34 protein-coding genes are annotated in these 24,807 nt (G+C 67.5%); 29 read left to right on the plus strand and 5 right to left on the minus strand.

Features of this window, described 5'->3' with window-relative positions; all coding sequences use genetic code 11:
• The 26 genes from J1C47_RS17095 to metW form a co-directional block, all read left to right on the plus strand.
• Positions 1–128 (plus strand): EF-Tu C-terminal domain-related protein (locus J1C47_RS17095; RefSeq protein WP_446685272.1); only part of this gene is annotated, 128 nt, incomplete at its 5' end.
• Between the two features lie 185 nt (positions 129–313).
• Complete coding sequence (gene rpsJ / locus J1C47_RS17100) at positions 314–622, plus strand: 30S ribosomal protein S10 (protein WP_007066362.1); 309 nt, start codon at positions 314–316, stop codon at positions 620–622.
• Positions 623–647: 25 nt separating this feature from the next.
• Entirely contained in the window at positions 648–1,373 is a 726-nt protein-coding gene (gene rplC / locus J1C47_RS17105) for a 50S ribosomal protein L3 (protein ID WP_207352001.1), read from the plus strand.
• Positions 1,373–1,993, plus strand: a complete 621-nt coding sequence (gene rplD, locus J1C47_RS17110) for a 50S ribosomal protein L4 (protein ID WP_207352002.1) — start codon at positions 1,373–1,375, stop codon at positions 1,991–1,993. The genes rplC and rplD overlap by 1 nt, the downstream gene beginning before the upstream one ends.
• Positions 1,990–2,283, plus strand: coding sequence for a 50S ribosomal protein L23 (locus J1C47_RS17115; protein ID WP_207352003.1), 294 nt, complete (start codon positions 1,990–1,992; stop codon positions 2,281–2,283). The genes rplD and J1C47_RS17115 overlap by 4 nt, the downstream gene beginning before the upstream one ends.
• Before the next feature lie 22 nt (positions 2,284–2,305).
• Positions 2,306–3,142: a 50S ribosomal protein L2 gene (rplB, locus tag J1C47_RS17120; RefSeq protein WP_207352004.1), complete on the plus strand. Its 837-nt coding sequence runs from the start codon at positions 2,306–2,308 to the stop codon at positions 3,140–3,142.
• Positions 3,143–3,154: 12 nt separating this feature from the next.
• A complete protein-coding gene (gene rpsS, locus J1C47_RS17125) occupies positions 3,155–3,433 on the plus strand; it encodes a 30S ribosomal protein S19 (RefSeq protein WP_207352005.1) in 279 nt (92 codons plus the stop codon).
• 2 nt (positions 3,434–3,435) lie between these two features.
• Positions 3,436–3,825 carry a 50S ribosomal protein L22 gene (rplV, locus tag J1C47_RS17130; RefSeq protein WP_207352006.1) on the plus strand — a complete coding sequence of 130 codons (390 nt, stop codon included), beginning with the start codon at positions 3,436–3,438 and terminating at the stop codon, positions 3,823–3,825.
• A complete protein-coding gene (gene rpsC, locus J1C47_RS17135) occupies positions 3,825–4,529 on the plus strand; it encodes a 30S ribosomal protein S3 (protein WP_207352007.1) in 705 nt (234 codons plus the stop codon). Before rplV ends, rpsC begins: the two co-directional genes overlap by 1 nt.
• Before the next feature lie 28 nt (positions 4,530–4,557).
• Positions 4,558–4,971, plus strand: coding sequence for a 50S ribosomal protein L16 (gene rplP / locus J1C47_RS17140; protein WP_207352008.1), 414 nt, complete (start codon positions 4,558–4,560; stop codon positions 4,969–4,971).
• Between the two features lie 14 nt (positions 4,972–4,985).
• A complete protein-coding gene (gene rpmC, locus J1C47_RS17145) occupies positions 4,986–5,186 on the plus strand; it encodes a 50S ribosomal protein L29 (RefSeq protein WP_207352009.1) in 201 nt (66 codons plus the stop codon).
• 11 nt (positions 5,187–5,197) lie between these two features.
• The gene (gene rpsQ, locus J1C47_RS17150) at positions 5,198–5,449 is read left to right on the plus strand and encodes a 30S ribosomal protein S17 (protein WP_207352010.1); all 252 of its coding nucleotides are present in this window, start codon (positions 5,198–5,200) and stop codon (positions 5,447–5,449) included.
• Between the two features lie 63 nt (positions 5,450–5,512).
• Entirely contained in the window at positions 5,513–5,881 is a 369-nt protein-coding gene (rplN, locus tag J1C47_RS17155) for a 50S ribosomal protein L14 (protein WP_163461331.1), read from the plus strand.
• Positions 5,882–5,895: 14 nt separating this feature from the next.
• Positions 5,896–6,210, plus strand: a complete 315-nt coding sequence (gene rplX / locus J1C47_RS17160) for a 50S ribosomal protein L24 (protein WP_207352011.1) — start codon at positions 5,896–5,898, stop codon at positions 6,208–6,210.
• Complete coding sequence (gene rplE, locus J1C47_RS17165; protein ID WP_207352012.1) at positions 6,203–6,766, plus strand: 50S ribosomal protein L5; 564 nt, start codon at positions 6,203–6,205, stop codon at positions 6,764–6,766. Before rplX ends, rplE begins: the two co-directional genes overlap by 8 nt.
• Positions 6,767–6,800: 34 nt before the next feature.
• Positions 6,801–7,106, plus strand: a complete 306-nt coding sequence (gene rpsN / locus J1C47_RS17170) for a 30S ribosomal protein S14 (RefSeq protein WP_207352013.1) — start codon at positions 6,801–6,803, stop codon at positions 7,104–7,106.
• Positions 7,107–7,118: 12 nt separating this feature from the next.
• Positions 7,119–7,517 carry a 30S ribosomal protein S8 gene (gene rpsH, locus J1C47_RS17175; protein ID WP_207352014.1) on the plus strand — a complete coding sequence of 133 codons (399 nt, stop codon included), beginning with the start codon at positions 7,119–7,121 and terminating at the stop codon, positions 7,515–7,517.
• Between the two features lie 143 nt (positions 7,518–7,660).
• Positions 7,661–8,194 (plus strand): 50S ribosomal protein L6, encoded by a 534-nt coding sequence (gene rplF, locus J1C47_RS17180; protein ID WP_207352015.1) that lies wholly within the window; start codon positions 7,661–7,663, stop codon positions 8,192–8,194.
• Positions 8,195–8,203: 9 nt separating this feature from the next.
• Positions 8,204–8,566: a 50S ribosomal protein L18 gene (gene rplR, locus J1C47_RS17185; RefSeq protein ID WP_207352016.1), complete on the plus strand. Its 363-nt coding sequence runs from the start codon at positions 8,204–8,206 to the stop codon at positions 8,564–8,566.
• 107 nt (positions 8,567–8,673) lie between these two features.
• Positions 8,674–9,258 carry a 30S ribosomal protein S5 gene (gene rpsE, locus J1C47_RS17190; protein WP_207352017.1) on the plus strand — a complete coding sequence of 195 codons (585 nt, stop codon included), beginning with the start codon at positions 8,674–8,676 and terminating at the stop codon, positions 9,256–9,258.
• A gap of 40 nt (positions 9,259–9,298) precedes the next feature.
• The gene (gene rpmD, locus J1C47_RS17195; RefSeq protein WP_207352018.1) at positions 9,299–9,502 is read left to right on the plus strand and encodes a 50S ribosomal protein L30; all 204 of its coding nucleotides are present in this window, start codon (positions 9,299–9,301) and stop codon (positions 9,500–9,502) included.
• A 112-nt stretch (positions 9,503–9,614) separates the two neighbouring features.
• Positions 9,615–10,103 (plus strand): 50S ribosomal protein L15, encoded by a 489-nt coding sequence (rplO, locus tag J1C47_RS17200; protein WP_207352019.1) that lies wholly within the window; start codon positions 9,615–9,617, stop codon positions 10,101–10,103.
• Positions 10,104–10,327: 224 nt separating this feature from the next.
• Positions 10,328–11,671: a preprotein translocase subunit SecY gene (secY, locus tag J1C47_RS17205; RefSeq protein ID WP_207352020.1), complete on the plus strand. Its 1,344-nt coding sequence runs from the start codon at positions 10,328–10,330 to the stop codon at positions 11,669–11,671.
• Positions 11,668–12,315 carry an adenylate kinase gene (locus tag J1C47_RS17210; RefSeq protein WP_207352021.1) on the plus strand — a complete coding sequence of 216 codons (648 nt, stop codon included), beginning with the start codon at positions 11,668–11,670 and terminating at the stop codon, positions 12,313–12,315. The genes secY and J1C47_RS17210 overlap by 4 nt, the downstream gene beginning before the upstream one ends.
• A 216-nt stretch (positions 12,316–12,531) precedes the next feature.
• Positions 12,532–13,746, plus strand: coding sequence for a homoserine O-acetyltransferase MetX (gene metX / locus J1C47_RS17215; protein ID WP_207352022.1), 1,215 nt, complete (start codon positions 12,532–12,534; stop codon positions 13,744–13,746).
• A 59-nt stretch (positions 13,747–13,805) separates the two neighbouring features.
• Complete coding sequence (metW, locus tag J1C47_RS17220; RefSeq protein ID WP_207352103.1) at positions 13,806–14,414, plus strand: methionine biosynthesis protein MetW; 609 nt, start codon at positions 13,806–13,808, stop codon at positions 14,412–14,414.
• 109 nt (positions 14,415–14,523) lie between these two features.
• Here the strand turns inward: metW and J1C47_RS17225 are convergent, their stop codons facing one another.
• The gene (locus J1C47_RS17225; RefSeq protein ID WP_207352023.1) at positions 14,524–15,516 is read right to left on the minus strand and encodes a sensor histidine kinase; all 993 of its coding nucleotides are present in this window, start codon (positions 15,514–15,516) and stop codon (positions 14,524–14,526) included.
• A gap of 711 nt (positions 15,517–16,227) precedes the next feature.
• Between J1C47_RS17225 and leuA the strand changes: the two genes are divergently transcribed.
• The 3 genes from leuA (at position 16,228) to J1C47_RS17240 (ending at position 19,420) form a co-directional block, all read left to right on the plus strand.
• Positions 16,228–17,895, plus strand: a complete 1,668-nt coding sequence (gene leuA / locus J1C47_RS17230) for a 2-isopropylmalate synthase (RefSeq protein ID WP_207352104.1) — start codon at positions 16,228–16,230, stop codon at positions 17,893–17,895.
• Entirely contained in the window at positions 17,892–18,677 is a 786-nt protein-coding gene (locus J1C47_RS17235; RefSeq protein WP_207352024.1) for an alpha/beta fold hydrolase, read from the plus strand. The genes leuA and J1C47_RS17235 overlap by 4 nt, the downstream gene beginning before the upstream one ends.
• 89 nt (positions 18,678–18,766) lie before the next feature.
• Positions 18,767–19,420, plus strand: a complete 654-nt coding sequence (locus J1C47_RS17240) for a hypothetical protein (RefSeq protein ID WP_207352025.1) — start codon at positions 18,767–18,769, stop codon at positions 19,418–19,420.
• 221 nt (positions 19,421–19,641) lie between these two features.
• Here J1C47_RS17240 and J1C47_RS17245 read toward each other — a convergent pair whose 3' ends face one another.
• The 4 genes from J1C47_RS17245 to ppsR form a co-directional block, all read right to left on the minus strand.
• Entirely contained in the window at positions 19,642–20,856 is a 1,215-nt protein-coding gene (locus J1C47_RS17245) for a geranylgeranyl diphosphate reductase (RefSeq protein ID WP_207352026.1), read from the minus strand.
• Positions 20,853–22,196, minus strand: coding sequence for a BCD family MFS transporter (locus J1C47_RS17250; RefSeq protein WP_207352027.1), 1,344 nt, complete (start codon positions 22,194–22,196; stop codon positions 20,853–20,855). Before J1C47_RS17250 ends, J1C47_RS17245 begins: the two co-directional genes overlap by 4 nt.
• A gap of 4 nt (positions 22,197–22,200) precedes the next feature.
• Positions 22,201–23,118 (minus strand): chlorophyll synthase ChlG, encoded by a 918-nt coding sequence (gene chlG, locus J1C47_RS17255; protein WP_207352028.1) that lies wholly within the window; start codon positions 23,116–23,118, stop codon positions 22,201–22,203.
• Between the two features lie 204 nt (positions 23,119–23,322).
• Complete coding sequence (ppsR, locus tag J1C47_RS17260) at positions 23,323–24,750, minus strand: transcriptional regulator PpsR (RefSeq protein ID WP_207352029.1); 1,428 nt, start codon at positions 24,748–24,750, stop codon at positions 23,323–23,325.
• Between the last annotated feature and the right edge of the window lie 57 nt (positions 24,751–24,807).

The following is a 24,807-nucleotide window of genomic DNA, read 5'->3' on the forward strand; positions in this document are numbered from 1 at the left end:
CGGGCGACAACGTGACGATGGACGTGACGCTGATCGTGCCGATCGCCATGGAGGAGCGCCTGCGCTTCGCCATCCGCGAAGGCGGCCGCACCGTCGGCGCCGGCATCGTCGCCGCGATCGTCGAGTAGTAAAGGCGCGTCGTCGGCCGGCGCGGCGCGGTCCCCATCGGATCGCAGGCGCCGGCCGTTTCGTCCCTTCGTTCGCGAAGGGGCGGGCGTGAGGACTGCCCGCGCAGACATTGGCTGATTTGAGAATGACTAGCGCTCGGAAAAGGGCCGGCGTGCCGGTCGCCTCCGACAGAGGACAATAGAACATGAACGGCCAGAATATCCGCATCCGTCTGAAGGCGTTCGACCACCGGGTCCTCGACGCTTCGACGCGCGAGATCGTGTCGACGGCCAAGCGCACGGGCGCGAATGTGCGCGGGCCGATCCCGCTGCCGACGCGCATCGAGAAGTTCACCGTCAACCGCTCGCCGCACATCGACAAGAAGTCGCGCGAGCAGTTCGAAATGCGCACCCACAAGCGGCTTCTCGACATCGTCGATCCGACGCCGCAGACGGTCGATGCGCTGATGAAGCTCGACCTCGCCGCCGGCGTCGACGTCGAGATCAAGCTCTGATCCGAGCACGGGAAGGATAACGCCCATGCGTTCAGGTGTGATTGCACAGAAGGTCGGAATGACCCGCGTCTACAACGACGCCGGCGAGCATGTTCCGGTCACCGTCCTGAAGGTCGAGAACCTGCAGGTCGTCGCCCAGCGGACCCGCGAGAAGAACGGCTACAGCGCCGTCCAGCTCGGCGCCGGTCTCGCCAAGGTGAAGAACACGTCCAAGGCCATGCGCGGCGTCTTCGCGCAGGCTTCCGTCGAACCGAAGCGCAAGCTCGTCGAGTTCCGCGTCTCGGAAGACAACATGATCGACGTCGGTGCCGAGATCACCGCCGACCACTTCGTGGCCGGGCAGATGGTCGACGTCACCGGCACCTCGATCGGCAAGGGGTTCGCCGGCGCGATGAAGCGCCACAACTTCGGCGGCCTGCGCGCGACGCACGGCGTGTCGGTGTCGCACCGCTCGCACGGTTCGACGGGTAACCGCCAGGATCCGGGCCGCGTCTTCAAGAACAAGAAGATGGCCGGTCACATGGGTCAGGTTCGGGTGACCACCCAGAACCTCGAGATCGTCAGGACCGACCCTGAGAAGGGTCTGATCCTCGTGCGCGGCGCCGTGCCGGGCTCGAAGGGCGGCTGGATCGAGATCCGCGACGCGGTGAAGGCGTCGCTGCCGGACAATGCGCCGAAGCCGGCCGCGCTGCGCGCCGCGGCGAACGACGCCGCGCCGGCGGAAGCGAGCGCCACCGAGGGGGCTGAGTAATGGACATCACGATCAAGAGCCTCGACGGATCCGACGCCGGCAAGGTGACGCTGGCCGACGAGATCTTCGGCCTCGAGCCGCGCGAGGACATCCTCCAGCGCATGGTCCGCTGGCAGCTCGCCAAGCGCCAGCAGGGCACGCACCAGTCGCTCGGCCGTGCCGAGATCGCCCGCACCGGCGCCAAGCTCTATCGCCAGAAGGGCACCGGCCGGGCTCGCCACGGCTCGGCCCGCGCGCCGCAGTTCCGCGGCGGCGGCAAGGCCCACGGACCGGTCTCGCGCGATCACTCGCACGATCTGCCGAAGAAGTTCCGTGCCCTGGCGCTGAAGCATGCGCTGTCGGCCAAGGCGAAGTCCGGCGGCCTGATCGTCGTCGACGCGTTGAAGGCCGAGGACGCCAAGACCAAGGCGGCGGTCAAGCGCTTCGCCGATCTCGGCCTCGCCAACGCGCTGATCGTCGACGGCGCCGAGCTCGACGAGAACTTCTCGCGCTCGGCCCGCAACGTCGCCCATATCGACGTCCTGCCGGTGCAGGGCATCAACGTTTACGACATTCTGCGCCGGCAGACGCTGGTCCTGTCCAAGGCCGCAGTCGAGGCTCTCGAGGAGCGGTTCAAATGACCGATCTGCGCCATTACGACGTGATCACCTCGCCGGTGATCACCGAGAAGTCGACGCTCCTGTCGGAATCGAACCAGGTGGTGTTCAACGTGCCGGGGACGGCGACGAAGCCTGAGATCAAGGCCGCCGTCGAGAACCTGTTCAACGTCAAGGTCGCCGCGGTCAACACCATCGTCCGCAAGGGCAAGGTGAAGCGCTTCAAGGGCCGCGTCGGCCGCCAGAGCGATCAGAAGAAAGCCGTCGTGACGCTGGCCGAGGGCCATTCGATCGACGTGTCGACCGGACTCTGAGCGGGACCGGAGGAAGCAAGAGATGGCACTGAAGAACTTCAAGCCGAACACGCCGAGCCAGCGCCAGCTGGTCATCGTCGACCGTTCGGGCCTCTACAAGGGCAAGCCGGTCAAGCACCTCACCGAGGGTCTGACGCAGAAGGGCGGCCGCAACAACACCGGGCGCGTCACCGCGCGCTACCAGGGCGGCGGTCACAAGCGGACCTACCGCATGGTCGACTTCAAGCGTCGCAAGCTCGACGTCGCCGGTACGGTGGAGCGGCTCGAATACGATCCGAACCGGACCGCCTTCATCGCGCTGATCCGCTACGAGGACGGCGAACTCGCCTACATCCTGGCGCCGCAGCGTCTGGCGGTCGGCGACCAGGTCGTCGCCGGGCTCTCCGGCGTCGACGTCAAGCCGGGCAACGCCATGCCGCTGTCGGCGATCCCGGTCGGCACCATCATCCACAATGTGGAGATGAAGCCGGAGAAGGGCGGCCAGATCGCCCGCTCGGCCGGGTCCTACGCGCAGCTCGTCGGCCGCGACCAGGGCATGGCGATCCTGCGGCTGAATTCCGGCGAGCAGCGCCTCGTTCCGTCGGCGTGCTTCGCCTCGATCGGTGCCGTGTCGAACCCCGACCACGGCAACATCAATCTCGGCAAGGCCGGCCGCTCGCGCTGGCTCGGCAAGCGCCCGCACGTTCGCGGCGTCGCGATGAACCCGGTCGACCATCCGCATGGCGGCGGCGAAGGCCGTACCTCGGGCGGCCGGCACCCGGTCACCCCGTGGGGCAAGCCGACCAAGGGCAAGCGCACGCGCCAGAACAAGGCGACCGACAAGTTCATCATGCGCTCGCGCCATCAGCGCAAGAAGTAAGGGAAACTTTCAATGGCACGTTCTGTCTGGAAGGGCCCGTTCGTCGATGGCTTTCTTCTGAAGAAGGCCGACAAGGCCCGTTCGAGCGGTCGCAACGACGTCATCAAGATCTGGACCCGGCGGTCGACCATCCTGCCGCAGTTCGTCGGTCTGACCTTCGGCGTCTACAACGGCTCGAAGCACATTCCGGTTTCGGTCAACGAGGACATGGTCGGACACAAGTTCGGCGAGTTCGCCCCGACCCGCACCTATTACGGCCACGGCGCCGACAAGAAGGCGAAGAGGAAGTAACCATGGGCAAGGCGAAAGCCGAGCGTCGGCTTGCGGAGAACGAGGCGAGGGCGGTGGCCCGCTCGATCCGCGTCAGCCCGCAGAAACTCAATCTCGTGGCTCAGCTGATCCGCGGCAAGAAGGTCGATCGCGCGCTCGCCGATCTCACCTTCTCGCGCAAGCGCATCGCCGAGACGGTCAAGAAGACGCTGGAAAGCGCCATCGCGAACGCCGAGAACAACCATGACCTCGATGTCGACGCGCTCGTCGTCGCCGAGGCCTATGTCGGCAAGTCGATCGTGATGAAGCGCTTCCACGCCCGCGGCCGTGGCCGTGCGAGCCGGGTCGAGAAGCCCTTCGCGCACCTGACGATCGTCGTGCGCGAGGTCGAGGAAATCGAGGAGGCCGCATAATGGGTCAGAAAATCAATCCGACCGGCCTCAGGCTCGGGATCAACCGGACGTGGGATTCGCGCTGGTTCGCCAACAAGGGCGAATACGGCAAGCTGCTCCACGAGGATCTGAAGATCCGACGCTATCTGATGGACGAGCTGAAGCAGGCGGCGGTCTCCAAGATCGTCATCGAGCGGCCGCACAAGAAGTGCCGCATCACGATCCACTCGGCGCGTCCGGGCATCGTGATCGGCAAGAAGGGCGCCGACATCGAGAAGCTGCGCCGCAAGCTCTCCTCGATGACCAATGCCGAGACGCACATCAACATCGTTGAGGTCAGGAAGCCCGAGATCGACGCGACGCTGGTCGCCCAGTCGATCGCCCAGCAGCTGGAGCGCCGCGTGGCGTTCCGCCGGGCGATGAAGCGGGCCGTCCAGTCGGCCATGCGGCTCGGCGCCGAGGGCATCCGCATCAATTGCGGCGGCCGTCTCGGCGGCGCCGAGATCGCCCGGACCGAATGGTACCGCGAGGGCCGGGTGCCGCTGCACACGCTGCGCGCCGACATCGACTACGGCACCGCCGAGGCCGAGACGGCCTACGGCATCTGCGGCGTCAAGGTCTGGATCTTCAAGGGTGAGATCCTCGAGCACGATCCGATGGCCTCTGAGCGCCGCGCGGTCGAGGGCGAGGGTCACGGCGGCGGTCGTCGCCGTGAACACGCCTGAGGCCGTTTGAGAATTCGGAGTTGATGAGATGCTGCAGCCAAAGCGTACGAAGTACCGGAAGGCGTTCAAGGGACGCATCCACGGTACCGCCAAGGGGGGGACGGCCCTCAATTTCGGCGCCTTCGGTCTGAAGGCGCTGGAGCCGGAGCGGGTTACCGCCCGGCAGATCGAGGCGGCCCGCCGCGCGATCACCCGTCAGATGAAGCGTCAGGGCCGCGTCTGGATCCGGATCTTCCCGGACCTGCCGGTCACCTCGAAGCCGACGGAAGTCCGCATGGGCAAGGGCAAGGGCGGCGTCGACTACTGGGCAGCGCGCGTCCATCCCGGCCGCGTGATGTTCGAGATCGACGGCGTTCCCGAGGACATCGCCCGCGAGGCGCTGCGCCTCGGCGCGGCGAAGCTGCCGGTGCGCACGCGCTTCATCCAGCGCATTGCGGAATAACAGGAGAGTTTGACGTGAAAGCTTCCGACGTCAGAACGATGACCCAGGACGAACTCACCGACGAGCTCGCCAAGCTGAAGAAAGAGCAGTTCAACCTGCGTTTCCAGCGGGCCACGGGTCAGCTCGAGAACACGGCGCGGGTGCGCCAGGTCCGCCGCGACATCGCGCGGATCAAGACGATCGCCCGCCAGAAGTCGGCAACGGCCAAGGCCTGAAGGACGAGAACATGCCGAAACGCATTCTGCAGGGGACGGTGGTCTCCGACAAGAACGACAAGACGGTCGTGGTGCTGGTGGAACGCCGCTTCGCCCATCCGCTCCTGAAGAAGACCGTGCGCCGGTCGAAGAAGTACAAGGCGCACGACGAGACGAACCACTGCAAGGTGGGCGACGTCGTCTTCATCGAGGAGTCGCGGCCGATCTCGAAGGACAAGAGCTGGGTCGTCGTCGAGAACGCGGCGAGCCAGGCAGCAAGTTGAACATTACCGTCGGACGGCGCCGTCTCGGCGCATCCGATGCAAAGCTTTTGAAGGCGTCCTGACATGATTCAGATGCAAACAAACCTCGACGTCGCCGACAATTCCGGGGCCCGTCGTGTCATGTGCATCAAGGTGCTGGGCGGCTCGAAGCGGAAGTATGCCTCGGTCGGCGACGTCATCGTCGTGTCCGTCAAGGAGGCGATCCCGCGCGGCCGCGTGAAGAAGGGCGACGTGATGAAGGCCGTGGTGGTGAGAACCGCCAAGGACATCCGCCGCGCCGACGGCTCGGTGATCCGGTTCGACCGGAACGCCGCCGTCCTGATCGACAACAAGAAAGAGCCGATCGGCACCCGTATCTTCGGCCCGGTTCCCCGCGAGCTTCGCGGCAAGAACCACATGAAGATCGTGTCGCTCGCCCCGGAAGTTCTTTAAGAGGAGAGCGGACGATGCAGAAGATCCGTAAGGGCGACACCGTCGTCGTGCTCGCCGGCAAGGACAAGGGCCGGTCGGGCGAAGTCATCCAGGTGATGCCGAAGGACGACCGCGCTCTGGTGCGCGGCGTCAACATGGTCAAGCGCCATCAGCGCCAGACCGCGGCCCAAGAGGCCGGCATCGTCGCCAAGGAGGCGCCGATCCACCTGTCGAACCTCGCCGTCGCCGACCCGAAGGACGGCAAGGCGACGCGTATCGGTTTCAAGACTCTCGAGGACGGCACCAAGGTGCGCGTCGCCAAGCGTTCGGGGGAAGAGATCAATGGCTGAAGCCGCCAACTACGAGCCCCGTCTGAAGCGCATCTATCGCGAGGACATCCGCAAGGCGCTGCAGGAGCAGTTCTCCTACGAGAACGACATGCAGCTGCCGCGGCTCGACAAGATCGTCATCAACATGGGCGTCGGCGAAGCGACGGGCGATTCGAAGAAGCCCTCCGTCGCTGCCGAGGATCTCGCCAGGATCGCCGGCCAGCGGCCGGTCATCACCCGCGCGACGAAGTCGATCGCCGGTTTCAAGGTGCGCGAGGGCATGCCGATCGGCTGCAAGGTGACGCTGCGCCGCGAGAAGATGTACGAGTTCCTGGATCGGCTGATCCAGATCGCACTGCCCCGGGTCCGCGACTTCCGCGGGCTCAATCCGAAGAGCTTCGACGGCCGTGGCAACTTCGCCATGGGCATCAAGGAGCACATCGTGTTCCCCGAGATCAACTACGACAAGGTCGATCAAATGTGGGGCATGGACATCATCGTTTGTACGACGGCGAAGTCGGACGACGAAGCGCGGGCCCTTCTCAAGGGCTTCAACTTCCCGTTCCGCCAGAACTGACGCCCGTAACGGCAGACGAGCAAAGGACGAGAAAATGGCCAAGAAGGGCATGATCGAGCAGAACAAGCACCGCCAGCAGTTGGTGGCGAAATACGCCGCCAAGCGGGCTGCTCTGAAGGCGATCACCAAGAATGCCGACGCTCCGATGGAAGACCGGTTCAAGGCGCAGCTGCAGCTCGCCGAGCTGCCGCGCAACGGCTCGAAGGTGCGCATCCGCAACCGCTGCGAGGTGACGGGCCGTCCGCGCGCCTACTATCGCAAGCTCAAGATGAGCCGTATCGCGCTCCGGGAACTCGGCAACAACGGCCAGATCCCCGGCATCGTGAAGTCGAGCTGGTAAGGAGGATACGTCATGTCGATGTCTGATCCGCTCGGCGACATGCTGACCCGCATCCGCAACGCCGTCATGCGCAACAAGTCGTCGGTCTCGACGCCGGCTTCGAAGCTGCGCGGCCGCGTGCTCGACGTCCTGAAGAGCGAAGGCTACATCCGTGGCTACACGCTCACCGACTTCGGCAACGGCAAGTCGGAGTTCGAGATCGAGCTGAAGTACTACGAGAACCAGCCGGTGATCCGCGAGATCGCGCGCGTCTCCAAGCCCGGCCGTCGCGTCTACGTTTCGGCGAAGACGATCCCGCAGGTCGCCAACGGCCTCGGCATTTCGGTGCTTTCCACGCCCAAGGGCGTGATGGCCGACCACAGCGCCCGCGAACAGAACGTCGGCGGCGAGGTGCTCTGCCGGGTCTTCTGATCTGGCGAAAACTGTGCCATAGGGCGGCAGCCGCGCCGAGAGGCGCACCGCATGCCGCCCTTCGGCATTTCGACAAAACGCATGCGCGTGTCGCCTCTGAAAGGGCAGATGGCAGCCATGCACGAAACGGACAGGGTTTCGAAATGTCTCGTATTGGTAAGAAGCCGGTGACGGTGCCCGATGGCGTGACCGCCACGGTCGACGGTCAGACGGTCAAGGCCAAGGGTCCGAAGGGCGAGCTCGCCTTCGTCGTCAACGACGAGGTGCTGGTGAAGCTCGAGGACGGTGGCATCAAGGTCGATCCGCGGGATCAGTCGAAGGAAGCGCGCTCCAAGTGGGGCATGTCGCGCACGATGATCTCCAACATCCTCGACGGCGTGAAGTCCGGCTTCGAGAAGAAGCTCGAGATCAACGGCGTCGGCTATCGCGCGGCGATGCAGGGCAAGAACCTGCAGCTGTCGCTCGGCTTCTCGCACGAGGTCGTCTACCAGACGCCCGAGGGCATCCAGATCCAGGTGCCGAAGCCGACGGAGATCGTCGTCACCGGCATCGACAAGCAGAAGGTCGGGCAGGTCGCGGCCGAGATCCGCGAGTATCGCGGACCCGAGCCCTACAAGGGCAAGGGCGTGAAGTACGCGGCCGAGAAGATCGTCCGCAAGGAAGGCAAGAAGAAGTAAGGTCCCGTCATGGCTACTGCTAAAGAATCGCTGCGGCGCCGTGCTTCGCGGATCCGCCGCTCGCTGAAGAAGGTCTCGAACGGCCGCCCGCGCCTGTCGGTGCACCGTTCGTCCAAGAACATCTACGCCCAGATCATCGACGACGAGGCGGGCCGCACGCTCGCTTCCGCCTCGACGCTCGAGGCGGCGCTGCGCAAGGACCTGAAGACCGGTGCCGACGTCGCCGCGGCGACGGCGGTCGGCAAGCTCGTCGCCGAGCGCGCCAAGGAAGCCGGCGTCACCGACGTCGTCTTCGATCGCGGCGCCTTCATCTATCACGGCCGGGTCAAGGCGCTTGCCGACTCCGCCCGCGAGGCCGGCCTCAACTTCTGAGGACCCCGCCTCACAGCTCGCGGCCGCCCTTTGGGGCGGTCGCTTCGCCCGGCCGCCAATGGCGGCCGTTCCCATGGACGCCACCGGAAAAGAACAAGGACTAGGATATGGCGCCTCGCAATGACCGCAACGACCGTCGCGACGATCACGACGACGGCTTCGTCGACAAGCTCGTCCACATCAACCGCGTCGCCAAGGTGGTGAAGGGCGGTCGGCGCTTCGGCTTCGCCGCCCTCGTCGTCGTCGGCGACCTGAAAGGCCGCGTCGGCTTCGGCCACGGCAAGGCCCGCGAGGTGCCGGAGGCCATCCGCAAGGCGACGGAAGCCGCCAAGCGCGACCTGATCTTCGTGCCGCTGCGCGACGGCCGCACGCTGCATCACGACGCCTCCGGGCGTCATGGCGCGGGCAAGGTGCTGCTGCGCACCGCGGAAGCCGGTACCGGCATCATCGCCGGCGGCCCGATGCGCGCCGTCTTCGAGGCGGTCGGCATGCACGACGTCGTCGCCAAGTCGCTCGGCTCGTCGAACCCCTACAACATGGTCCGCGCCACCTTCGACGCGCTGAAGAACGCGACCCATCCGAAGGACGTCGCTGCCCGCCGCGGCATCAAGTATTCGACGCTGCAGGCAAGGCGCCAGGAACATCGCGGCGCGGCCCCGGCCGCTGCCGAAGAAGCCGCCGCCGCCGAGTGACCTGGCCGGCCTTCGTGCCATCGTTTGAAGGAGCCTGACCATGGCCAATGCAAAGACCGCCGGCAAGACGGTGACCGTCGAGCAGATCGGCAGCCCGATCCGCCGCCCGAAGGATCAGCGCCAGACGCTGATCGGCCTCGGCCTCAACAAGATGAACCGCCGTCGCACCCTGGTCGACACGCCCGCCGTCCGCGGGATGATCGCCAAGGTGGCGCACATGGTGCGGATCGTCGACGAGGCCTGAGCGCTTCCGACGGAGCGACCCGCGCGTGAGGGCGCGGGTTCCAACCCCTTTCGCAAGGCGGCGCCGCTCGAGCCCCAATCCGGCTCGCGCCGCTGCCGAGGAGACGAGACCAATGAAACTCAACGAGCTTTCCGACATCGAGGGCGCCACCCATTCGCGCAAGCGCGTGGGCCGGGGTATCGGTTCGGGCAAGGGCAAGACCGGCGGGCGCGGCGTCAAGGGCCAGAAGTCCCGCTCGGGCGTCGCCGTCAACGCCTTCGAGGGCGGCCAGATGCCGCTCTACCGCCGCCTGCCGAAGCGCGGCTTCGTCAACATCTTCGCCAAGAAGTACAACACCGTCTCCGTCGGCCGCCTGCAGCAGGCCGTCGACGCCGGCAAGCTCGACGCCTCGGCGCCGGTCGACGTCGCGGCGCTGATCGCGGCGGGCGTCGTGCGGCGCGCCAAGGACGGCGTGCGCCTGCTCGGCGACGGCGAACTCTCGGCGAAGCTGACGCTCACCGTCGCCGGTGCTTCGAAGTCGGCTGTCGAGAAGGTCGAGAAGGCCGGCGGCTCGGTCACCGCGACCGTCGTCCGCAAGTCCGACGAGACCGGCGCCGCCTGATCGGCGTCGCCGCGACGCGTCGGCCGGCTGCCGACCGACGCGCGGCGGGAGTGGGCCACTGAACGCGCCGTCGCCCGATCCGGGCAAATTGGGCGCTTGCGTGGCAAACCGCTCCCGCTTATCTGACGGGTCTCGGGAAAGGTCCGTCTTCCTAGCCCGAGTCCGGTCGGGCGCCTGATGCGCTTCTCGGCCGTCTGCGGGACAACCCCGGGGAGCTCCTCGACATGGCATCGGCAGCGGAACAACTGGCCGCAAACCTGAATTTTTCGGCCTTCGGCAAGGCCGAGGACCTGAAGAAGCGCATCTGGTTCACGCTCGGCGCGCTCCTCGTCTACCGCCTCGGGACCTACATTCCGATGCCCGGCATCGACCCCGCCGCCCTGGCGCGGGCGTTCCAGCAGCAGTCGACCGGCATTCTCGGCCTGTTCAACATGTTCTCCGGCGGCGCCGTCGGCCGCATGGCGATCTTCGCCCTCGGCATCATGCCGTACATCTCGGCCTCGATCATCATCCAGCTGATGACGTCGGTGGTTCCCTCGCTCGAAAACCTCAAGAAGGAGGGCGAGCAGGGACGCAAGGTCATCAACCAGTATACCCGCTACGGCACGGTCCTGCTCGCGACCTTCCAGGCCTACGGCATCGCCGCCGGCCTCGAGACGCAGTCCGGCATCGTCGTCGACCCGGGCTGGTTCTTCCGCGTCTCGGCGGTGATCACCCTGGTCGGCGGAACGATGTTCCTGATGTGGCTCGGCGAGCAGATCACCTCGCGCGGCATCGGCAACGGCATCTCGCTGATCATCTTCGCCGGCATCGTCGCGCATCTGCCGGCAGCGGTCGCGAACCTCCTCGAGCTCGGCCGCACCGGCGCGCTGTCGACGGCCGTCATCCTGCTGGTCATCGTCGTCGCGGTCGCCTGCATCGCCTTCATCGTCTTCATGGAGCGGGCGCAGCGCCGGCTGCTGATCCAGTATCCGAAGCGACAGGTCGGCAACCGGATGTTCCAGGGCGACACGTCGCACCTGCCGCTGAAGCTCAACACCGCGGGCGTCATCCCGCCGATCTTCGCCTCGTCGCTGCTGCTCCTGCCGGTGACGGTCGCGAACTTCGCCGACACCTCGAAGCTGCCGGACTGGGCCACCGCCATCGTCGCCTCGCTCGGCCACGGCCAGCCGCTCTATATGCTGTTCTATGCCGGGCTGATCGGCTTCTTCGCCTTCTTCTACACCGCCGTCGTGTTCAATCCGAAGGACACCGCGGACAATCTCAAGAAGCATGGCGGCTTCATCCCGGGCATCCGGCCGGGCGAGCGGACGGCCGAATATATCGACTACGTCCTGACGCGCATCACGGTCATCGGCGCGATCTATCTTGTGCTGATCTGCCTTTTGCCGGAATTTCTGATTTCGGCGGCCGGCGTGCCGTTCTATCTCGGTGGAACGTCGCTGCTGATCGTCGTCTCGGTGACGATGGACACGGTGGCGCAGATCCAGGGCCATCTCCTGGCTCACCAGTATGAAGGCCTCGTCAAGAAAGCCAAGCTCAGAGGGGGGAGACGCGGAGGAAGATGAAGCTGATATTGCTCGGACCGCCGGGGGCGGGGAAGGGAACGCAGGCGCAGCGTCTGATCGATCGACACGAGATTCCGCAGCTATCGACGGGAGACATGCTGCGGGCCGCCGTCGCGGCCGAGACCGAGGTGGGCAAGAAGGCCAGGGCGATCATGGACGCCGGCAACCTCGTGCCGGACGAGGTCGTCAACGCCATTGTCGCAGACCGTCTCGCCGAGGCGGACTGTGCGAACGGCTTCATCCTCGACGGCTATCCGCGGACGCTGCGACAGGCGGACGCGCTCGAGGAACTGCTCGAGGCGCGGGGCCAGCATCTCGATCACGTCATCGAGCTGAGGGTCGACGACGACATCCTCGTCAAGCGTGTGGCGGGGCGGTTCTCCTGCGCCAAATGCGGGACGGTCTATCACGACGAGGATCGGAGGCCGAAGGCCGAGGGCGTCTGCGACACCTGCGGTTCGACCGCCTTCAAGCGCCGGCCCGACGACAACGCCGAGACCATGCGGTCGCGACTGCGGGCCTACTACAAGGAAACCTCGCCGCTCGTCGGCTACTATCACTGCAAGGGAACGCTGCGCTCCATCGACGGCATGGCGCCGATCGACGATGTGACGGAGAGCATCGAGGCGATCCTGAAGGGCTGACCCCAACGCTTCGGCGGCCGGTGCCTTGCGGCATCGGCCGAAACGCCGAGGCCAGCCTTTCGCAGACGGACGGCTTTTCCCGACCGATGGCGCTGCATCCGGCGGTCGTGGCGGACCGGAAGGGCGATTCTTTCGGGGGCTCGCGCCGCCTGTGCATGGGGTCGCCGGCGGCGGCCGTCGCCTCGGCAACCTCCGGCGCTGCAGGGATTGAGGAAGATGAAGGCCGAGCTTTCGACCGTGACGCCGAACGCCGACATCGCCAAGACCGCGGCGACGACCGCCGCCGGCAACCGCGAGGCGCTGGAGCCCTCCAACCCGGTGGCGGTGTTCGGCCATGACGAACCGCTGGCTCTCGACGCCGGCATCGATCTCTCGCCGCTCCAGATCGCCTACAACACCTATGGCACGCTGAACGCGGACCGGTCCAACGCCATCCTGGTCTGCCATGCGCTGACGGGGGATCACTATGCCGCCAGCCGCTCGCCCGTCACCGGCCGGCCCGGCTGGTGGTCGTCGATCATCGGTCCCGGCAAGCCGATCGACACCGACAAGTACTTCGTCATCTGCTCGAACGTCATCGGCGGCTGTCTCGGCTCGACCGGCCCGGCCTCGATCAATCCGGAGACCGGCGAGCCCTACGGCCTCGACCTGCCAGTGATCACCATCCGCGACATGGTGCGCGCCCAGGCGATGCTGGTGAAGCGCCTCGGCATCGATACGCTGTTCGCGGTCATCGGCGGCTCGATGGGCGGCATGCAGGTGCTGCAGTGGACGGTGAGCTATCCGGACAAGGTGTTTGCGGCGCTTCCGATCGCGACGGGCGCCCGCCACTCGGCCCAGAACATCGCCTTCCACGAGGTCGGCCGCCAGGCGGTGATGGCCGATCCCGACTGGCACGGGGGTCGGTATTTCGCCATGGGCAAGCGCCCTGTGAAGGGGCTCGCGGTCGCGCGGATGACCGCCCACGTCACCTATCTCTCGGAGATGGCGCTGCACCGCAAGTTCGGCCGCAACCTGCAGGACCGCGAGAGCTTCGGATTCGGCTTCGACGCCGACTTCCAGATCGAGAGCTATCTGCGCCATCAGGGGATGACCTTCGTCGACCGCTTCGACGCCAACTCCTATCTCTACATGACGCGGGCGATGGACTATTTCGACATCGCGGCCGATTTCGGCGGCAGCCTCGCCAGGGCGTTCCAGGGCTCGAAGACGAGGTTCTGCCTCGTCTCCTTCTCTTCCGACTGGCTGTTTCCGACGGAGGAGAACCGCGCGGTGGTGCATGCGCTTAACGCGGCTGCGGCCTCGGTCTCCTTCGTCGAGATCGAGACGGATCGCGGCCACGACGCCTTCCTGCTCGAAGAGCCGAACTTCTTCGCCGCGATCGGTGGTTTCGTCTCGTCGGCGGCGCGGGCGAGGGGGCTGTCGTCGTGACGCTCTCCGCCGATACGCGCACCGGCGGGCCGACGGCGACCAGCGACACGGTCGCGGCGATCCCGGCCGGCATCCGCGTCGACCTCGAGGTCATCGCCGATCTCGTCGAGCCGCAATCGCGGGTGCTCGACATCGGCTGCGGCGACGGTGCGCTGCTCTCCCTCCTTCAGAGTCGGCGCCGGGTCGACGGGCGGGGCATCGAGCTGAGCCAGGCCGGCGTCAACGAATGCGTGGCGCGCGGCCTGTCGGTGATCCAGGGCGACGCCGACCGCGATCTCGTCCACTATCCGGACGACACCTTCGACTACGTCATCCTGTCCCAGACGATCCAGGCGACGCGCAACCCCAAGGTCGTGATGTCGGAACTGCTGCGGATCGGCAGGCGCGCCATCGTCTCCTTCCCGAATTTCGGCCACTGGTCGATCCGTTATGCGCTCGGCCTGCGCGGCCGCATGCCGGTGACCCGCAACCTGACGCATTCCTGGTACGAGACGCCGAACATCCATTTCTGCACCATCCGCGACTTCGTCGAACTCGCCGGAGAACTCGGTGCGACGGTCGAGACGGCGATCGCGCTGAACGCGACGGGCCAGAAGATGGGCATGAAGATGCCGTGGTGGTTCTGGAACCTCTTCGGCGAACAGGCGGTGTTCGTCCTCAGGCGCTGACGCGCCGCGCCGTCTCGGCGGCGGCATGGACGACAGGACGATGGCTCCCGGCGCTCCGGCAGACCTGCTGCGATCGAAGGCCGCGCCGCTGCCGCGACGAGGCGCAACGTCAGGCCTGGAAGCTGAAGGTGTAGCGGGTGCCGCCGGCGTCGCTCTGCGAGGCGACGGTGCCTTCGGCCTGGGCGGTGAGGCCGCGGATCAGGCGCAGGCCCAGGGAGCCAGGCCGGCCTTCGACGCCGATGCCCTTGCCGTTGTCGGCGACGGCGAGGTCGTAGCCGGTCTCGCTCCGCCGGAAGTTGACGGTGATCTCGCCCTTCTGGGCCGGGGCAAAGGCGTGCTTGACGCTGTTGTTGACCACTTCGTTGACCAGCAGGCCGACGAGGATGGCCCGGTCGCGGGGCATTTCCGCCGGCTCCGCCTCGCAGCGCAGGTTGACGTCCCGCGTCGAGCCGAGCGAGGCCGCCAGCGCCCGGCAGAGCCCTTCGAGATAGCCCCGCATGTCCACCGCGCCCGTGCGGTCGGCGTCATGGTAGAGGAACTCGTAGGCGTGGACGAAGCTCTCGACGCGTCCGATCGCGGCGGCGAGCTCGCCCTTGGCTTCCTCGCTCTGCGTGCTCGAGATCTGCAGGCGCAGGACCGAAGCGATCGAGGCGAAGTTGTTCTTGACCCGGTGCTGCAATTCGAGGAGCAGCGCGTCGCGATCGGCGAGTGCGTTGCGCATGGCGCGCCGGAACAGCTCGGCCAGCGCCACCACGAAATAGCCCGACGCCATGTTGACGAGGACGCGCGGGCCGTCGGCCGGCACCGCGAATTGGAAGCTGCCGACGATGGGCAGCACGAAATACCAAGCATAGAGCGAGGAGAGTGTTTCGGCGATCGCCCCGCAGAGCCAGCGCCCGAACAGCGTCGCGACGAGGACGGCCGGGATCGTCAGAGCGAAGGGGCCGGCGCCCGGCATGAAGAGGTCGGCGACGACGCGCAGCCCGACCGACGCGGCGCTGAGAACGACGGCGAGAAGCACCTGAGTCGCGACGACCGGCATGACGCCCGATGCCAGATCCGGGACGTCGAGATGCGCCAGTCGCTTGAATGCCGATCGCAAATCGCCGCTCCCCGGCCGCTTCCCCCAGCGAGCGATAGGAAATGTCGCAGGCGATTGCCACAAAATTCGCGGCTACGCGTGCGTCCGGGCGTCTTCGCGCAAGCTTCGCGGGCTCTCTACGCGAGGGGGCGCCGGAACATTTGGGCCTCGACCCAAGCGGATCCCGGAGCGCTGCGCACGAGCCCGCGGCAGAGCGCTTCCTCGGCGCGAGTGCACGTCGTCGCGGCGCCGACGTGTTCCGCGCGCGAAGAGATCGAGCCGTCCGTCTCGCCCGGCCTTCGGATCGGAGCTGTTGCCGCGAAGCCTGCGAAGGGCCGTTGCAATCCGGCCGGGATCGGCTACATTCGCGCCCATGATCAAGACGGCAGCCATGATTTCGGCCATCGATGCGCGCAATTCCCGCGCCCTGCCGTCGCGTGCCCTGCTTCCGCTCCTTCTCCTGCTTAGCGGCGGCCGTCGGACCCGTTGATCGAAGGGGCGTCCGGCGGTCGAACCGGCCGGCGCGCGTCTGCGACAGCCTCGCCCAGCCCCTCGTCTGAACAATCTCCGTGCAATTCTCGACGCGTTCGCGCATGAAGGCGCCGTCATGGCCCCTCGCGAGGGCGTTCCGAGCGATCGAGGTGAAAGCCGATGTCCGTCAGTCCCATCACGCCCTTTGCCGCCGAGGCGGCGCGCCGGGCGGAACAGTCGCGCAGCGACGCCCCGAAAACCATGGCCGACGCGCCGAAGAAGTACCGTCCCTACGGGATGATCGACCTGCCCGACCGCACATGGCCGTCGAAGGCCATCACCGAGGCGCCGGTCTGGTGTTCGGTCGATCTGCGCGACGGCAACCAGGCGCTGATCGATCCCATGGGGCAGGATCGCAAGGCGCGTTTCTTCGCGCTGCTGCTCGCCATGAACTTCAAGGAAATCGAGATCGGGTTTCCCTCCGCCTCGCAGACGGATTTCGACTTCGCGCGCTGGTGCGTCGAGCAGGGCGGGGCGCCGGACGACGTGTCCTTGCAGGTGCTCGTCCAGTGCCGGCCGGAACTGATCGAGAAGACCTTCCAGTCGCTCGAGGGTGCCGTTCGGCCGATCGTCCATTTCTACAACTCCACGAGCGAGCTGCAGCGGCGGGTCGTGTTCCAGAAGGACCGTGCCGGGATCCGGCAGATCGCGGTCGACGCGGCGAAGATGATCACCGACATGGCGGCGAAGGCCGGCGGCGGCTACCGCTTCGAATATTCGCCTGAGAGCTTCACCGGCACCGAGCTCGAATTCGCCGCCGAGATCTGCAACGCCGTCGCCGAAATCGTGCAGCCGACGCCGGAGAACAAGCTGATCTTCAACCTGCCGGCGACCGTCGAGATGTCGACGCCGAACGTCCATGCCGACCAGATCGAGTGGATGTGCCGCAATCTCGACAACCGCGAGAACCTCATCGTCTCGCTGCATCCCCACAACGACCGGGGGACGGCGATCGCCGCGACCGAACTCGGCCTGATGGCCGGCGCCGACCGCGTCGAGGGCACGCTGTTCGGCAATGGCGAGCGCACCGGCAACGTCGATCTCGTCACCCTGGCGCTGAATATGTACACGCAGGGGATCGACCCGGGCCTCGACGTCTCCGACATCAACCGGCTGAAGGACGTCTACGAATACTGCAACAAGCTGGCGATCCCTGAGCGCCACCCCTATGTCGGCGAACTCGTCTACACGGCCTTTTCCGGCTCGCATCAGGATGCGATCAACAAGGGCATGAAGGCGCGGCGGGCGGCGAACAGCGAGGTCTGGGAGGTTCCCTACCTGCCGATCGACCCGAAGGACGTCGGCCGCAGCTACGAGGCGATCATCCGCATCAACTCGCAGTCGGGCAAGGGCGGCATCGCCTATATCCTGCAGGCCGACTACGGGCTGAACCTGCCGCGCAACCTGCAGATCGAGTTCCGCGAGGACATCCAGCGGATCACCGACGAGACCGGCGTCGAGCTGCCGGCCAAGGCGATCTATGCGCGCTTCATCGAGCGCTATGTCGAGCAGCCGGCCGGACGGCTGAAATTCGTCGACCACTTCACCAAGCCCAATCCGAACGTCAAGGGCGAGCGCATCGTCGAGGCCACCATCCTCGACGACGGCAGGGAAGTGACCATCGAGGGCCTCGGCACCGGCCCGATCGACGGCTTCGTCGACGCGCTGAAGCGCCACCTCGGCGTCGACTTCTCCGTCTACGACTATTCGGAGCATTCCCTCGGCAGCGGATCGGACGCACGAGCCATCTGCTACATGGAAATCGCCCATCCGGGCGGCCGGCTGTTCGGTGCGGCGATCAACAAGAACATCGTGACCGCCTCGCTCGAGGCGATCGTTTCGGCAGTCAACCGCATCGTCGCTGCGTGAGCACCGCGGTGTCCCCCGAGGCGCGCCTTCATGCCGAGGAGACGGGAGGCGGCGACAGGCCGCCTTTCGTCTTCCTGCACGGTTTCGACGGGCGGGCCGAGGCCTTCGCTCCCGTCATGGCGGCCCTCGCCGCCGATGGGGAACGATGCCTCGCCTTCGACCTGCCGGGCCACGGCCGGTCGCGCGCCTATCCGGGCTTCGGCCCGCCCAAGGTCGCGGCGCGCGCGGTGATCGCCGCGCTGCGGGACCGGGGGATCGGGAAGGTGCATGTCGTCGGCCACTCCATGGGCGGGGCCGTCGCCTGCCTCGTTGCCCTGTTCGATGCAGCCCGCGTCGCCTCGCTGACCCTGCTTGCCCCCGGCGGATTCGGGCCGGAGATCGGCGCCGAACCGATCCGCCGGGTCATGGAAGCCGCCGACCCGCAACAGCTGAAGGCGGGACTTCAGGCGATGACCGCGCCGCGCTTTTCGATCGAAGAGGCCGGCTTCTCGGGAAGCAACTGGCCCGAGGGCCGCGACGAGATCCGGTCGATCTTCGACGCGCTGTTCCGATCCGGCCGCCAGGGCGTGTTGCCGCTGGATGCGGTAGCCGCGACCGGGCTGCCGATCGAGGTGCTGTGGGGCAGGGAGGATCCGGTCACGCCGGTGCGCCAGAGCGACGGCCTTCCGGCCGGCTTCGCGGTCACACGGCTGGCCGGCGTCGGCCACATGCTGATGCTGGAGGCGCCCGGGGAGACGCTTGCCGCGATAGGCCGCGCGGCCTCGCGGGCCGAGGCCGGCTGATTTCGCCAGCCGGCGGGGTCAATGGTTTCCTTCCGCCGCAAACGCCGTTACGGTTAATCTCCGGTTAACCGGGGCGATTCGAGGCGGGAATGAGCGAGACGAGGGACAACATTGCGCAGCTGATGGGGACGAAGCGTCTCGCCGACGCCGTCCGCCAGGCGAAGATCGCCGCGGCGCAGCGTTCGGACGTCGTCGTCGACATCCGCGAGGCGGATCGCGCGCGCCTGGAGATCCTCGCCGAAGAGCTCCAGCCGATCATCAACGAAATCGAACCGGGCGACGACTTTTTCGACTTCACCGTTTCGGGCGGCAGCCATCCGCGGCTGTGGGTCGACGGTACCGCCCACGTGATGATGGCGCGCGACCGCCGGACCTACCGGTTCGTCCGCGAGACGCGGATCGGCCGGCTCGTGCTCGTCGAATCCACCGAGCCGCGGGTGATCGCGGACCGCGTGACCGACTATGTCGCCGCCCGCATCGTCGAGCGGGAAAAGGCCTATGCCGCCGACGATCTGATCGGCATCTCCGAGCTTCATCAGCACGGCCGCAGCCTGCGGCACGACGCGGACGATGCCGAGCCGCTGCGGTTCGGCGAGCCGAAGAAGCCGGCGGAAGAAAAGCCGCAACGCTCGAAGGCCAGCGAGTTCGCCATCGCGCTGGTCTGGCTGATGATCGGCGCGGTGCTCGGCGCCGCGATCCTTCTCGCCATCGCGTCCTATCGCGGCGTGACGATACCGGGCTGACCCGTCCTCACCGATCGGATCTGGCCCGGCAGCAATGGCGGCCTGTGCCGGCGCGGTCGTCTGCCGCGAACTCGGGCTCGCCCGATGCATCCTGCAGCCCGCCGGGCGAAGCCGCCGACAAACCCCGCCTCGATGCTTCGTCCCCGACGAGATCCGTTCCGGTTTTTGGACCGGGCCTCAGGTCGTTGCCGTCGCCGGATCGACCTGATGGCGGTGGCGGGTCAGGGCGAGACGAGCCGGAAGAGGTGGGCGAGATCCTTGAAGAAGATCTTCAGATGCGCCGCCGGATCGCGCCGCGTCAGCTTCTTGTTCATGTAGGATTCCCAGGTCAGGCGCTGGACGTCCTTGTCGCGGCAGATCGCGACGAAGCGCTCGCGCTGGGCGTCGGAGCGATACCAGAACCGCTGCATGATGCCGAGGATCCAGAACACCCGGCCGTGCTCGCGCATGAAGGCGCGGCGGGCGCCGGCAAGCGCCTTCGCATTGCCGGTGGCGAGAAAGTTCACCGCCGCCTCGGCGACCATCTCGGCCGAGACCATGGCGTAGTAGATGCCTTCGCCCGAAGCCGGGGCGACGACACCGGCGGCGTCGCCGGCGAGGATGACGTCGCGGCCGTTGTCCCAGCGCTTCAGCGGCTTCATCGGGATCGGCGCGCCTTCCCGCCGGATCGTCTCGGCCCCGGCGAGGCCGGCGGCGGCCCGCAGCCGCTCGACCGCCGGCCTCAGGCCGTATCCCTTGAGGGCACTTCCCGTGCCGATCGAGGCCGTCGCACCGTGCGGAAACACCCAGCCGTAGAAGTCCGGCGAAATGTGGCCCTGGTAATAGACGTCGCATCGCACCGGGTCGTAGTCGGCGCCGGCGGCCTGTGGCCCGGCGCGGACGATCTCGTGATAGGCGAAGACGCAGGGCACCTTGTCGGCGCCGGGAACGGCCTGCCGGCCGACGGCCGAGCGCGCGCCGTCGGCGCCGACGACGAGGCGGGTGGCGATCAGGTGTTCGCCGGTCGTGCCGCCATCTTCGCTCCGGGCGGCCGGCAGGAAGCGGACCAGCGTGCGGCCGCCGTCGCGCTCGATCGCCTGGAAGCGGCCCGTGAAGCGGGTGGCGCCCGCCGCCGCGGCGCGCTCGCGCAGCCATTCGTCGAAATGCTCGCGGTCGACCATCCCGACATAGCCGTTGTCGATCGGCATCGGCACGCGGCGTTCCGACGGCGCGACCATCTGGGCGCTGGAGATCCGGGCGACGAGGAGCTCCGGCGCGATGTCGAAGTCGCGCACGAGGCGCGGCGGAATGGCGCCGCCGCAGGGCTTGATCCGCCCGGCCCGGTCGAGGAGGGCGACGGAATGGCCGGCCTTCGCCAGCGCCTCGGCCGCGGTGGCACCGGCGGGCCCGCCGCCCACCACGACGACGTCGAAGAAGGGAGTGTCGCTTGGCTTCATGCGGGCACCGCTTCGCTGGAGGAATGCTCCGTCCGCACACCGTCCGCCTCCGACGCCGGCGGCCGGCGGGCGGCGACGACGCGGCTCGCGAGCCTTGCGGAGACGAGGAAGAACAGCGCTTCGACGCCGAAGACGAAGGCGTAGGCCGCCCCGCCCGGGCCGAGGAGATGGCCGGTCAGATCCACCGCGACCGTGCCGAGAAAGGCGCCGAGGCCGAAGGCGATCGCCTGGGACGCGCCCCATATGCCCATGCGCACGCCTTCGCGGTCCCTGGCGCCGTCGCGCGCGAGGCCCATCATCCGCGCGATCGCCGCGATGGAGAAGACGCCGTTGCCGAGGCCGAGCGCGAAGACCAGCGGGGTGATCGGCACGAAGCCGGGCGCGATGCCTTCCGCCGAGAGCATCGCCAGCGCGATCGCCGAGGCGATGCAGCCGGCGACGCAGAGCACCGTGACGGCGCCCGGCAGGCGGCGGAGAAGGACGGGCGTCAGCACCGCGACGAGCACCATGCCGACCACCGTGCCGCCGTGCTGGGCGCTCGAAAGCGCGGTCGTCTGGCCGGGCGTCATGGCGAAGACGATGCCGGCGAAAGGCTCCAGGATGAGGTCCTGCGCGCTGTAGGCGAGCATCGAGACGAAGATGAAGACGGTGAATCGGCGGGTCTGCGCCTCGCGCCAGACCTCGGCGAACGCCGCCCGGAAGGCCGGCTTCGCAGCGGGGGGAGCGCCGGACTGCGATGCGGCGCTGCCGGTCTCGACGCCGACGATGGCGAGGACGCTGACGAGGAAGGCGACGACACAGACGACGACGGTGACGAGGACCAGCCGGCCGGGCGAATAGGGATCGAGGAAGTGCCCGGCAAGGCCGGTGGTCACGGCGAAACCGGCGATCATCATCATCCAGATCAGCGTCGCCGCCGGGCCGCGCCGGCTCTCGGCGACCTCGGTGGCGACGAGGGTGAGGAGATTGGTGCCGGCCGCGCCGACGCCCGCGCCTATCGCGACGAAGGCGAGGATCGCCGCGGCGATGCCGGCGGCCGGATGAACGCCCATGAGCGCCGTCGCGCCGGATGCGCCGACCGCCCCGAGCCCGAGCACCGCCATGCCGGCGACGATCGAGGGCGTGCGGCGCCGGCCGCCGTCGGAGCCGTGGCCGAAGACCGGACGCATCAGCTGCAGGACGTAGTGGATGCCGACGAGGGCGCCGGGGACGATCGCCGGGAAGGCGAGTTCCACCACCATGACGCGGTTCATCGTCGAGGTCGTGAGCACCAGCATCGCGCCGAGCGCGGTCTGGACGAAGGCGAGGCGGACGATCTGCAGCCAGCCGAGACCCGCCATCGCCTCAACCCCCGAGGATGCCGCCGAAGGCGAAGGCGGCGACCATCATCCCGAGGACGTAGAGGCTGGTGCCCGTGGCGTTGTACCAGGGGGCGCGGCCGCGCGGATCGGCGACGAAGCGGCGCATCAGCCCGAGCTGCAGCACGACGAGCAGCGCGACGACGAGGCCGTGCCAGGGGGCGCCCCAGGCGACCAGCAGCAGGGTGACGAGAAGCTGCGGCACAGTCATCACCGCACAGGCGATGAGCGCTGCCGCCTCGACGCCGTACTGGACCGGCAGGGTGCGTACGCCGAGTGCCACGTCGCCCTCGATCGCCTTGAAATCGTTGAGCGTCATGATGCCGTGGGCACCGATGCTGTAGAGATAGGCGACGAAGATGATGCGTGCGTCCGGCAGACCGCCGGCGACGACGGCGGCGCCGGTGAACCAGGCCAGCCCCTCATAGGCGAAGGCGACCGCGGCGTTGCCCCACCAGCCGTTGCGCTTCAGCCGCAGCGGCGGTGCGCTGTAGGCGAAGGAGAGGAGGCAGCCGAGCGCCGAGGCGATGCCGACCCACGGGCCGAGGGCGAAGGCGACGGCCAGCGACAGCCCCGTCCAGAAGAGCGCGAGATGAAACGCCGAGCGGCCGGGCATGCGCCCGGAGGGAATCGGCCGGTTCGGCTCGTTGATGGCGTCGACGTCGCGGTCGTACCAGTCGTTCACCACCTGGCTCGCGCCGCAAAGCAGCGGTCCGGCGAGAACGACTCCGGCGAGCACGATCCACAGCGTGTCGTCGCCCGGGCGCGCCATGGCGCGCGCCGAGATGGCGCCGCAGCCGAAAGCCCACATGGGTGCGAACCAGGTGATCGGCTTCAGGAGTTCGATTCCCGCCGAGAGGCTGGGCCGAAGCGGGGTCGAGGGATCTGCGATCGAGCGGCTCATGGGCGAAGGCTAGGCGTGGCAGGATCGAGTGTCAATCAGATTTGACAGTTGCCGTCGGAACGGCTGGACGCGGCCGTGGCGCGCACCGGCTGGGCCGTGGACGACGCGCCGGCGGCGGTCCCTGGCCACGACAATTCTCCGATCCGCGACGTGTCGCCGGGTCGTTCTGACCTCGGCGGACGGATAACCTCGGCGCCGACCGGATCAATGGGTGTCTTCGGGGTCCGGATAGGTGTTGGTGATACCGTGGCGCTTCAGCTTCGAATAGAGGCTCTGGCGGCTGAGGCCGAGCATTTCGGCGGCCGAGGCGCGGTTGTTGCGGGTGAGGTCGAGCGCCGCCTCGATGCAGAGCTGTTCGATGATGTCGGCGGTTTCGCGGATGATCTCGCGCAAGGGCACCCGCCCGACGAGGCCGGTCATGTCGTTCGCCGAGCGGAACGGCTCGGAAGCCGCCGGGCGCACGACCGCGCGCGCCGCTTCCCGGATCGCGAAGCCGAAGAAGCGCTCGTCGCCCCGCATGACGGTCGAGCCGCTGACTTCGACGTCGATGACGCCGCCATATCGGGTATTGATGTGGGTGGAAAAGTTGCGTACGAAACCATCTGTCTCGATCGCCTTGATCAGGATCGCGAGTTCGACGCCGCGGCGGCCGAGGATCTCCTCCAGCGACCGGCCGACCACCTGGTCGCGGCTGGCGATCTCAGTCAGGTCGAGGAAGCTTTCGTTGACGTCGACGATGGTCCGGTCGGCACCGATGACGGCAATCCCGTCCGGCAGCGTCTGTCCGAGGCGGGCGACGAGGTCGAGACCGATCGGGTCCTTCGGCTCGCCTTCCTCGCCGGCGAGGCGCAGGATGATCCGGCCGGCTCCGTGCTGGCGATAGAACCGCGCCGCGACCGGCGTCTTCCTGTCGCCGCCCGCGAGCGCGAGGCTCGCCGTCTCGGTCTCGCCGGAGCGGCGCGCAGCGGCGACCAGCGTGTCGGCCTCGGCCTGGCTCTGGGGAGCGAAGAGGGCGGAGTAGGGGGCCCCGACGAGCCGGCGCCCCTCCCGCTCGAGGCGGTGGCGCGCCGACAGATTCGCCTCGACGACGCGCCCGGCAGACGAATCGACGAGGAGGATCGGTTCTGCGGCCGATTCGAACAGCACCCGGTACTGGGTTTCGGTGCTGCGGAGCCGCGCATAATCCGTCTCGAGCGCGAGCTGCGTCTCGACCAGATTCTGCTGCAGCGTGGCCATGATCCTCATATCGCGACCGAGGGCGAGGCGCATGCCGTTCCGGGTCAGCGACAGGACGGTGTAGCTGACCGGCAGATCCGGACCGTTAGGCATGGGATGGTTGATCTCGCGGCGCGCGGGCGATTCCTCACCCGGCTGCTCGGAGAGCATCCGCTCGACCTTGCCGCGGCTTTCCACCGTGACGACGTCGACGAAGGCTCTGCCGATCCAGCTCTTCTCCGCCTCGCCGAAAAGATCCGGTTCGCGAATCGCGACGTCCGCGATGGTGCCGTCGCGATCGATCAGCAAAGCGACGTCCGTCGCGGCGGTCACCATCGTCGCGACGAAGGCCGCTTCGAGATTCGCGAAGGAACGGCTCGGGTCGGAAAATTGCCGGCCAGTGCTCGGATGTTCCATCCTCAGTGCACCTATCTCTCGTCCGTCCCCCCTGCACCGACCATCGCTGCGGCGGCC

Source organism: Jiella sonneratiae (assembly GCF_017353515.1).
Classification (GTDB): Bacteria; Pseudomonadota; Alphaproteobacteria; order Rhizobiales; family Rhizobiaceae; genus Jiella; species Jiella sonneratiae.

Coding starts and splice junctions, on each gene's coding strand:
- rpsJ (WP_007066362.1), top strand. CDS start 314: ATGAACGGCCAGAATATCCGCATCCGTCTGAAGGCGTTCGACCACCGG.
- rplC (WP_207352001.1), top strand. CDS start 648: ATGCGTTCAGGTGTGATTGCACAGAAGGTCGGAATGACCCGCGTCTAC.
- rplD (WP_207352002.1), top strand. CDS start 1,373: ATGGACATCACGATCAAGAGCCTCGACGGATCCGACGCCGGCAAGGTG.
- J1C47_RS17115 (WP_207352003.1), top strand. CDS start 1,990: ATGACCGATCTGCGCCATTACGACGTGATCACCTCGCCGGTGATCACC.
- rplB (WP_207352004.1), top strand. CDS start 2,306: ATGGCACTGAAGAACTTCAAGCCGAACACGCCGAGCCAGCGCCAGCTG.
- rpsS (WP_207352005.1), top strand. CDS start 3,155: ATGGCACGTTCTGTCTGGAAGGGCCCGTTCGTCGATGGCTTTCTTCTG.
- rplV (WP_207352006.1), top strand. CDS start 3,436: ATGGGCAAGGCGAAAGCCGAGCGTCGGCTTGCGGAGAACGAGGCGAGG.
- rpsC (WP_207352007.1), top strand. CDS start 3,825: ATGGGTCAGAAAATCAATCCGACCGGCCTCAGGCTCGGGATCAACCGG.
- rplP (WP_207352008.1), top strand. CDS start 4,558: ATGCTGCAGCCAAAGCGTACGAAGTACCGGAAGGCGTTCAAGGGACGC.
- rpsQ (WP_207352010.1), top strand. CDS start 5,198: ATGCCGAAACGCATTCTGCAGGGGACGGTGGTCTCCGACAAGAACGAC.
- rplN (WP_163461331.1), top strand. CDS start 5,513: ATGATTCAGATGCAAACAAACCTCGACGTCGCCGACAATTCCGGGGCC.
- rplX (WP_207352011.1), top strand. CDS start 5,896: ATGCAGAAGATCCGTAAGGGCGACACCGTCGTCGTGCTCGCCGGCAAG.
- rplE (WP_207352012.1), top strand. CDS start 6,203: ATGGCTGAAGCCGCCAACTACGAGCCCCGTCTGAAGCGCATCTATCGC.
- rpsN (WP_207352013.1), top strand. CDS start 6,801: ATGGCCAAGAAGGGCATGATCGAGCAGAACAAGCACCGCCAGCAGTTG.
- rpsH (WP_207352014.1), top strand. CDS start 7,119: ATGTCGATGTCTGATCCGCTCGGCGACATGCTGACCCGCATCCGCAAC.
- rplF (WP_207352015.1), top strand. CDS start 7,661: ATGTCTCGTATTGGTAAGAAGCCGGTGACGGTGCCCGATGGCGTGACC.
- rplR (WP_207352016.1), top strand. CDS start 8,204: ATGGCTACTGCTAAAGAATCGCTGCGGCGCCGTGCTTCGCGGATCCGC.
- rpsE (WP_207352017.1), top strand. CDS start 8,674: ATGGCGCCTCGCAATGACCGCAACGACCGTCGCGACGATCACGACGAC.
- rpmD (WP_207352018.1), top strand. CDS start 9,299: ATGGCCAATGCAAAGACCGCCGGCAAGACGGTGACCGTCGAGCAGATC.
- rplO (WP_207352019.1), top strand. CDS start 9,615: ATGAAACTCAACGAGCTTTCCGACATCGAGGGCGCCACCCATTCGCGC.
- secY (WP_207352020.1), top strand. CDS start 10,328: ATGGCATCGGCAGCGGAACAACTGGCCGCAAACCTGAATTTTTCGGCC.
- J1C47_RS17210 (WP_207352021.1), top strand. CDS start 11,668: ATGAAGCTGATATTGCTCGGACCGCCGGGGGCGGGGAAGGGAACGCAG.
- metX (WP_207352022.1), top strand. CDS start 12,532: ATGAAGGCCGAGCTTTCGACCGTGACGCCGAACGCCGACATCGCCAAG.
- leuA (WP_207352104.1), top strand. CDS start 16,228: ATGGCCGACGCGCCGAAGAAGTACCGTCCCTACGGGATGATCGACCTG.
- J1C47_RS17240 (WP_207352025.1), top strand. CDS start 18,767: ATGAGCGAGACGAGGGACAACATTGCGCAGCTGATGGGGACGAAGCGT.
- J1C47_RS17245 (WP_207352026.1), bottom strand. CDS start 20,856: ATGAAGCCAAGCGACACTCCCTTCTTCGACGTCGTCGTGGTGGGCGGC.
- J1C47_RS17250 (WP_207352027.1), bottom strand. CDS start 22,196: ATGGCGGGTCTCGGCTGGCTGCAGATCGTCCGCCTCGCCTTCGTCCAG.
- chlG (WP_207352028.1), bottom strand. CDS start 23,118: ATGAGCCGCTCGATCGCAGATCCCTCGACCCCGCTTCGGCCCAGCCTC.
- ppsR (WP_207352029.1), bottom strand. CDS start 24,750: ATGGAACATCCGAGCACTGGCCGGCAATTTTCCGACCCGAGCCGTTCC.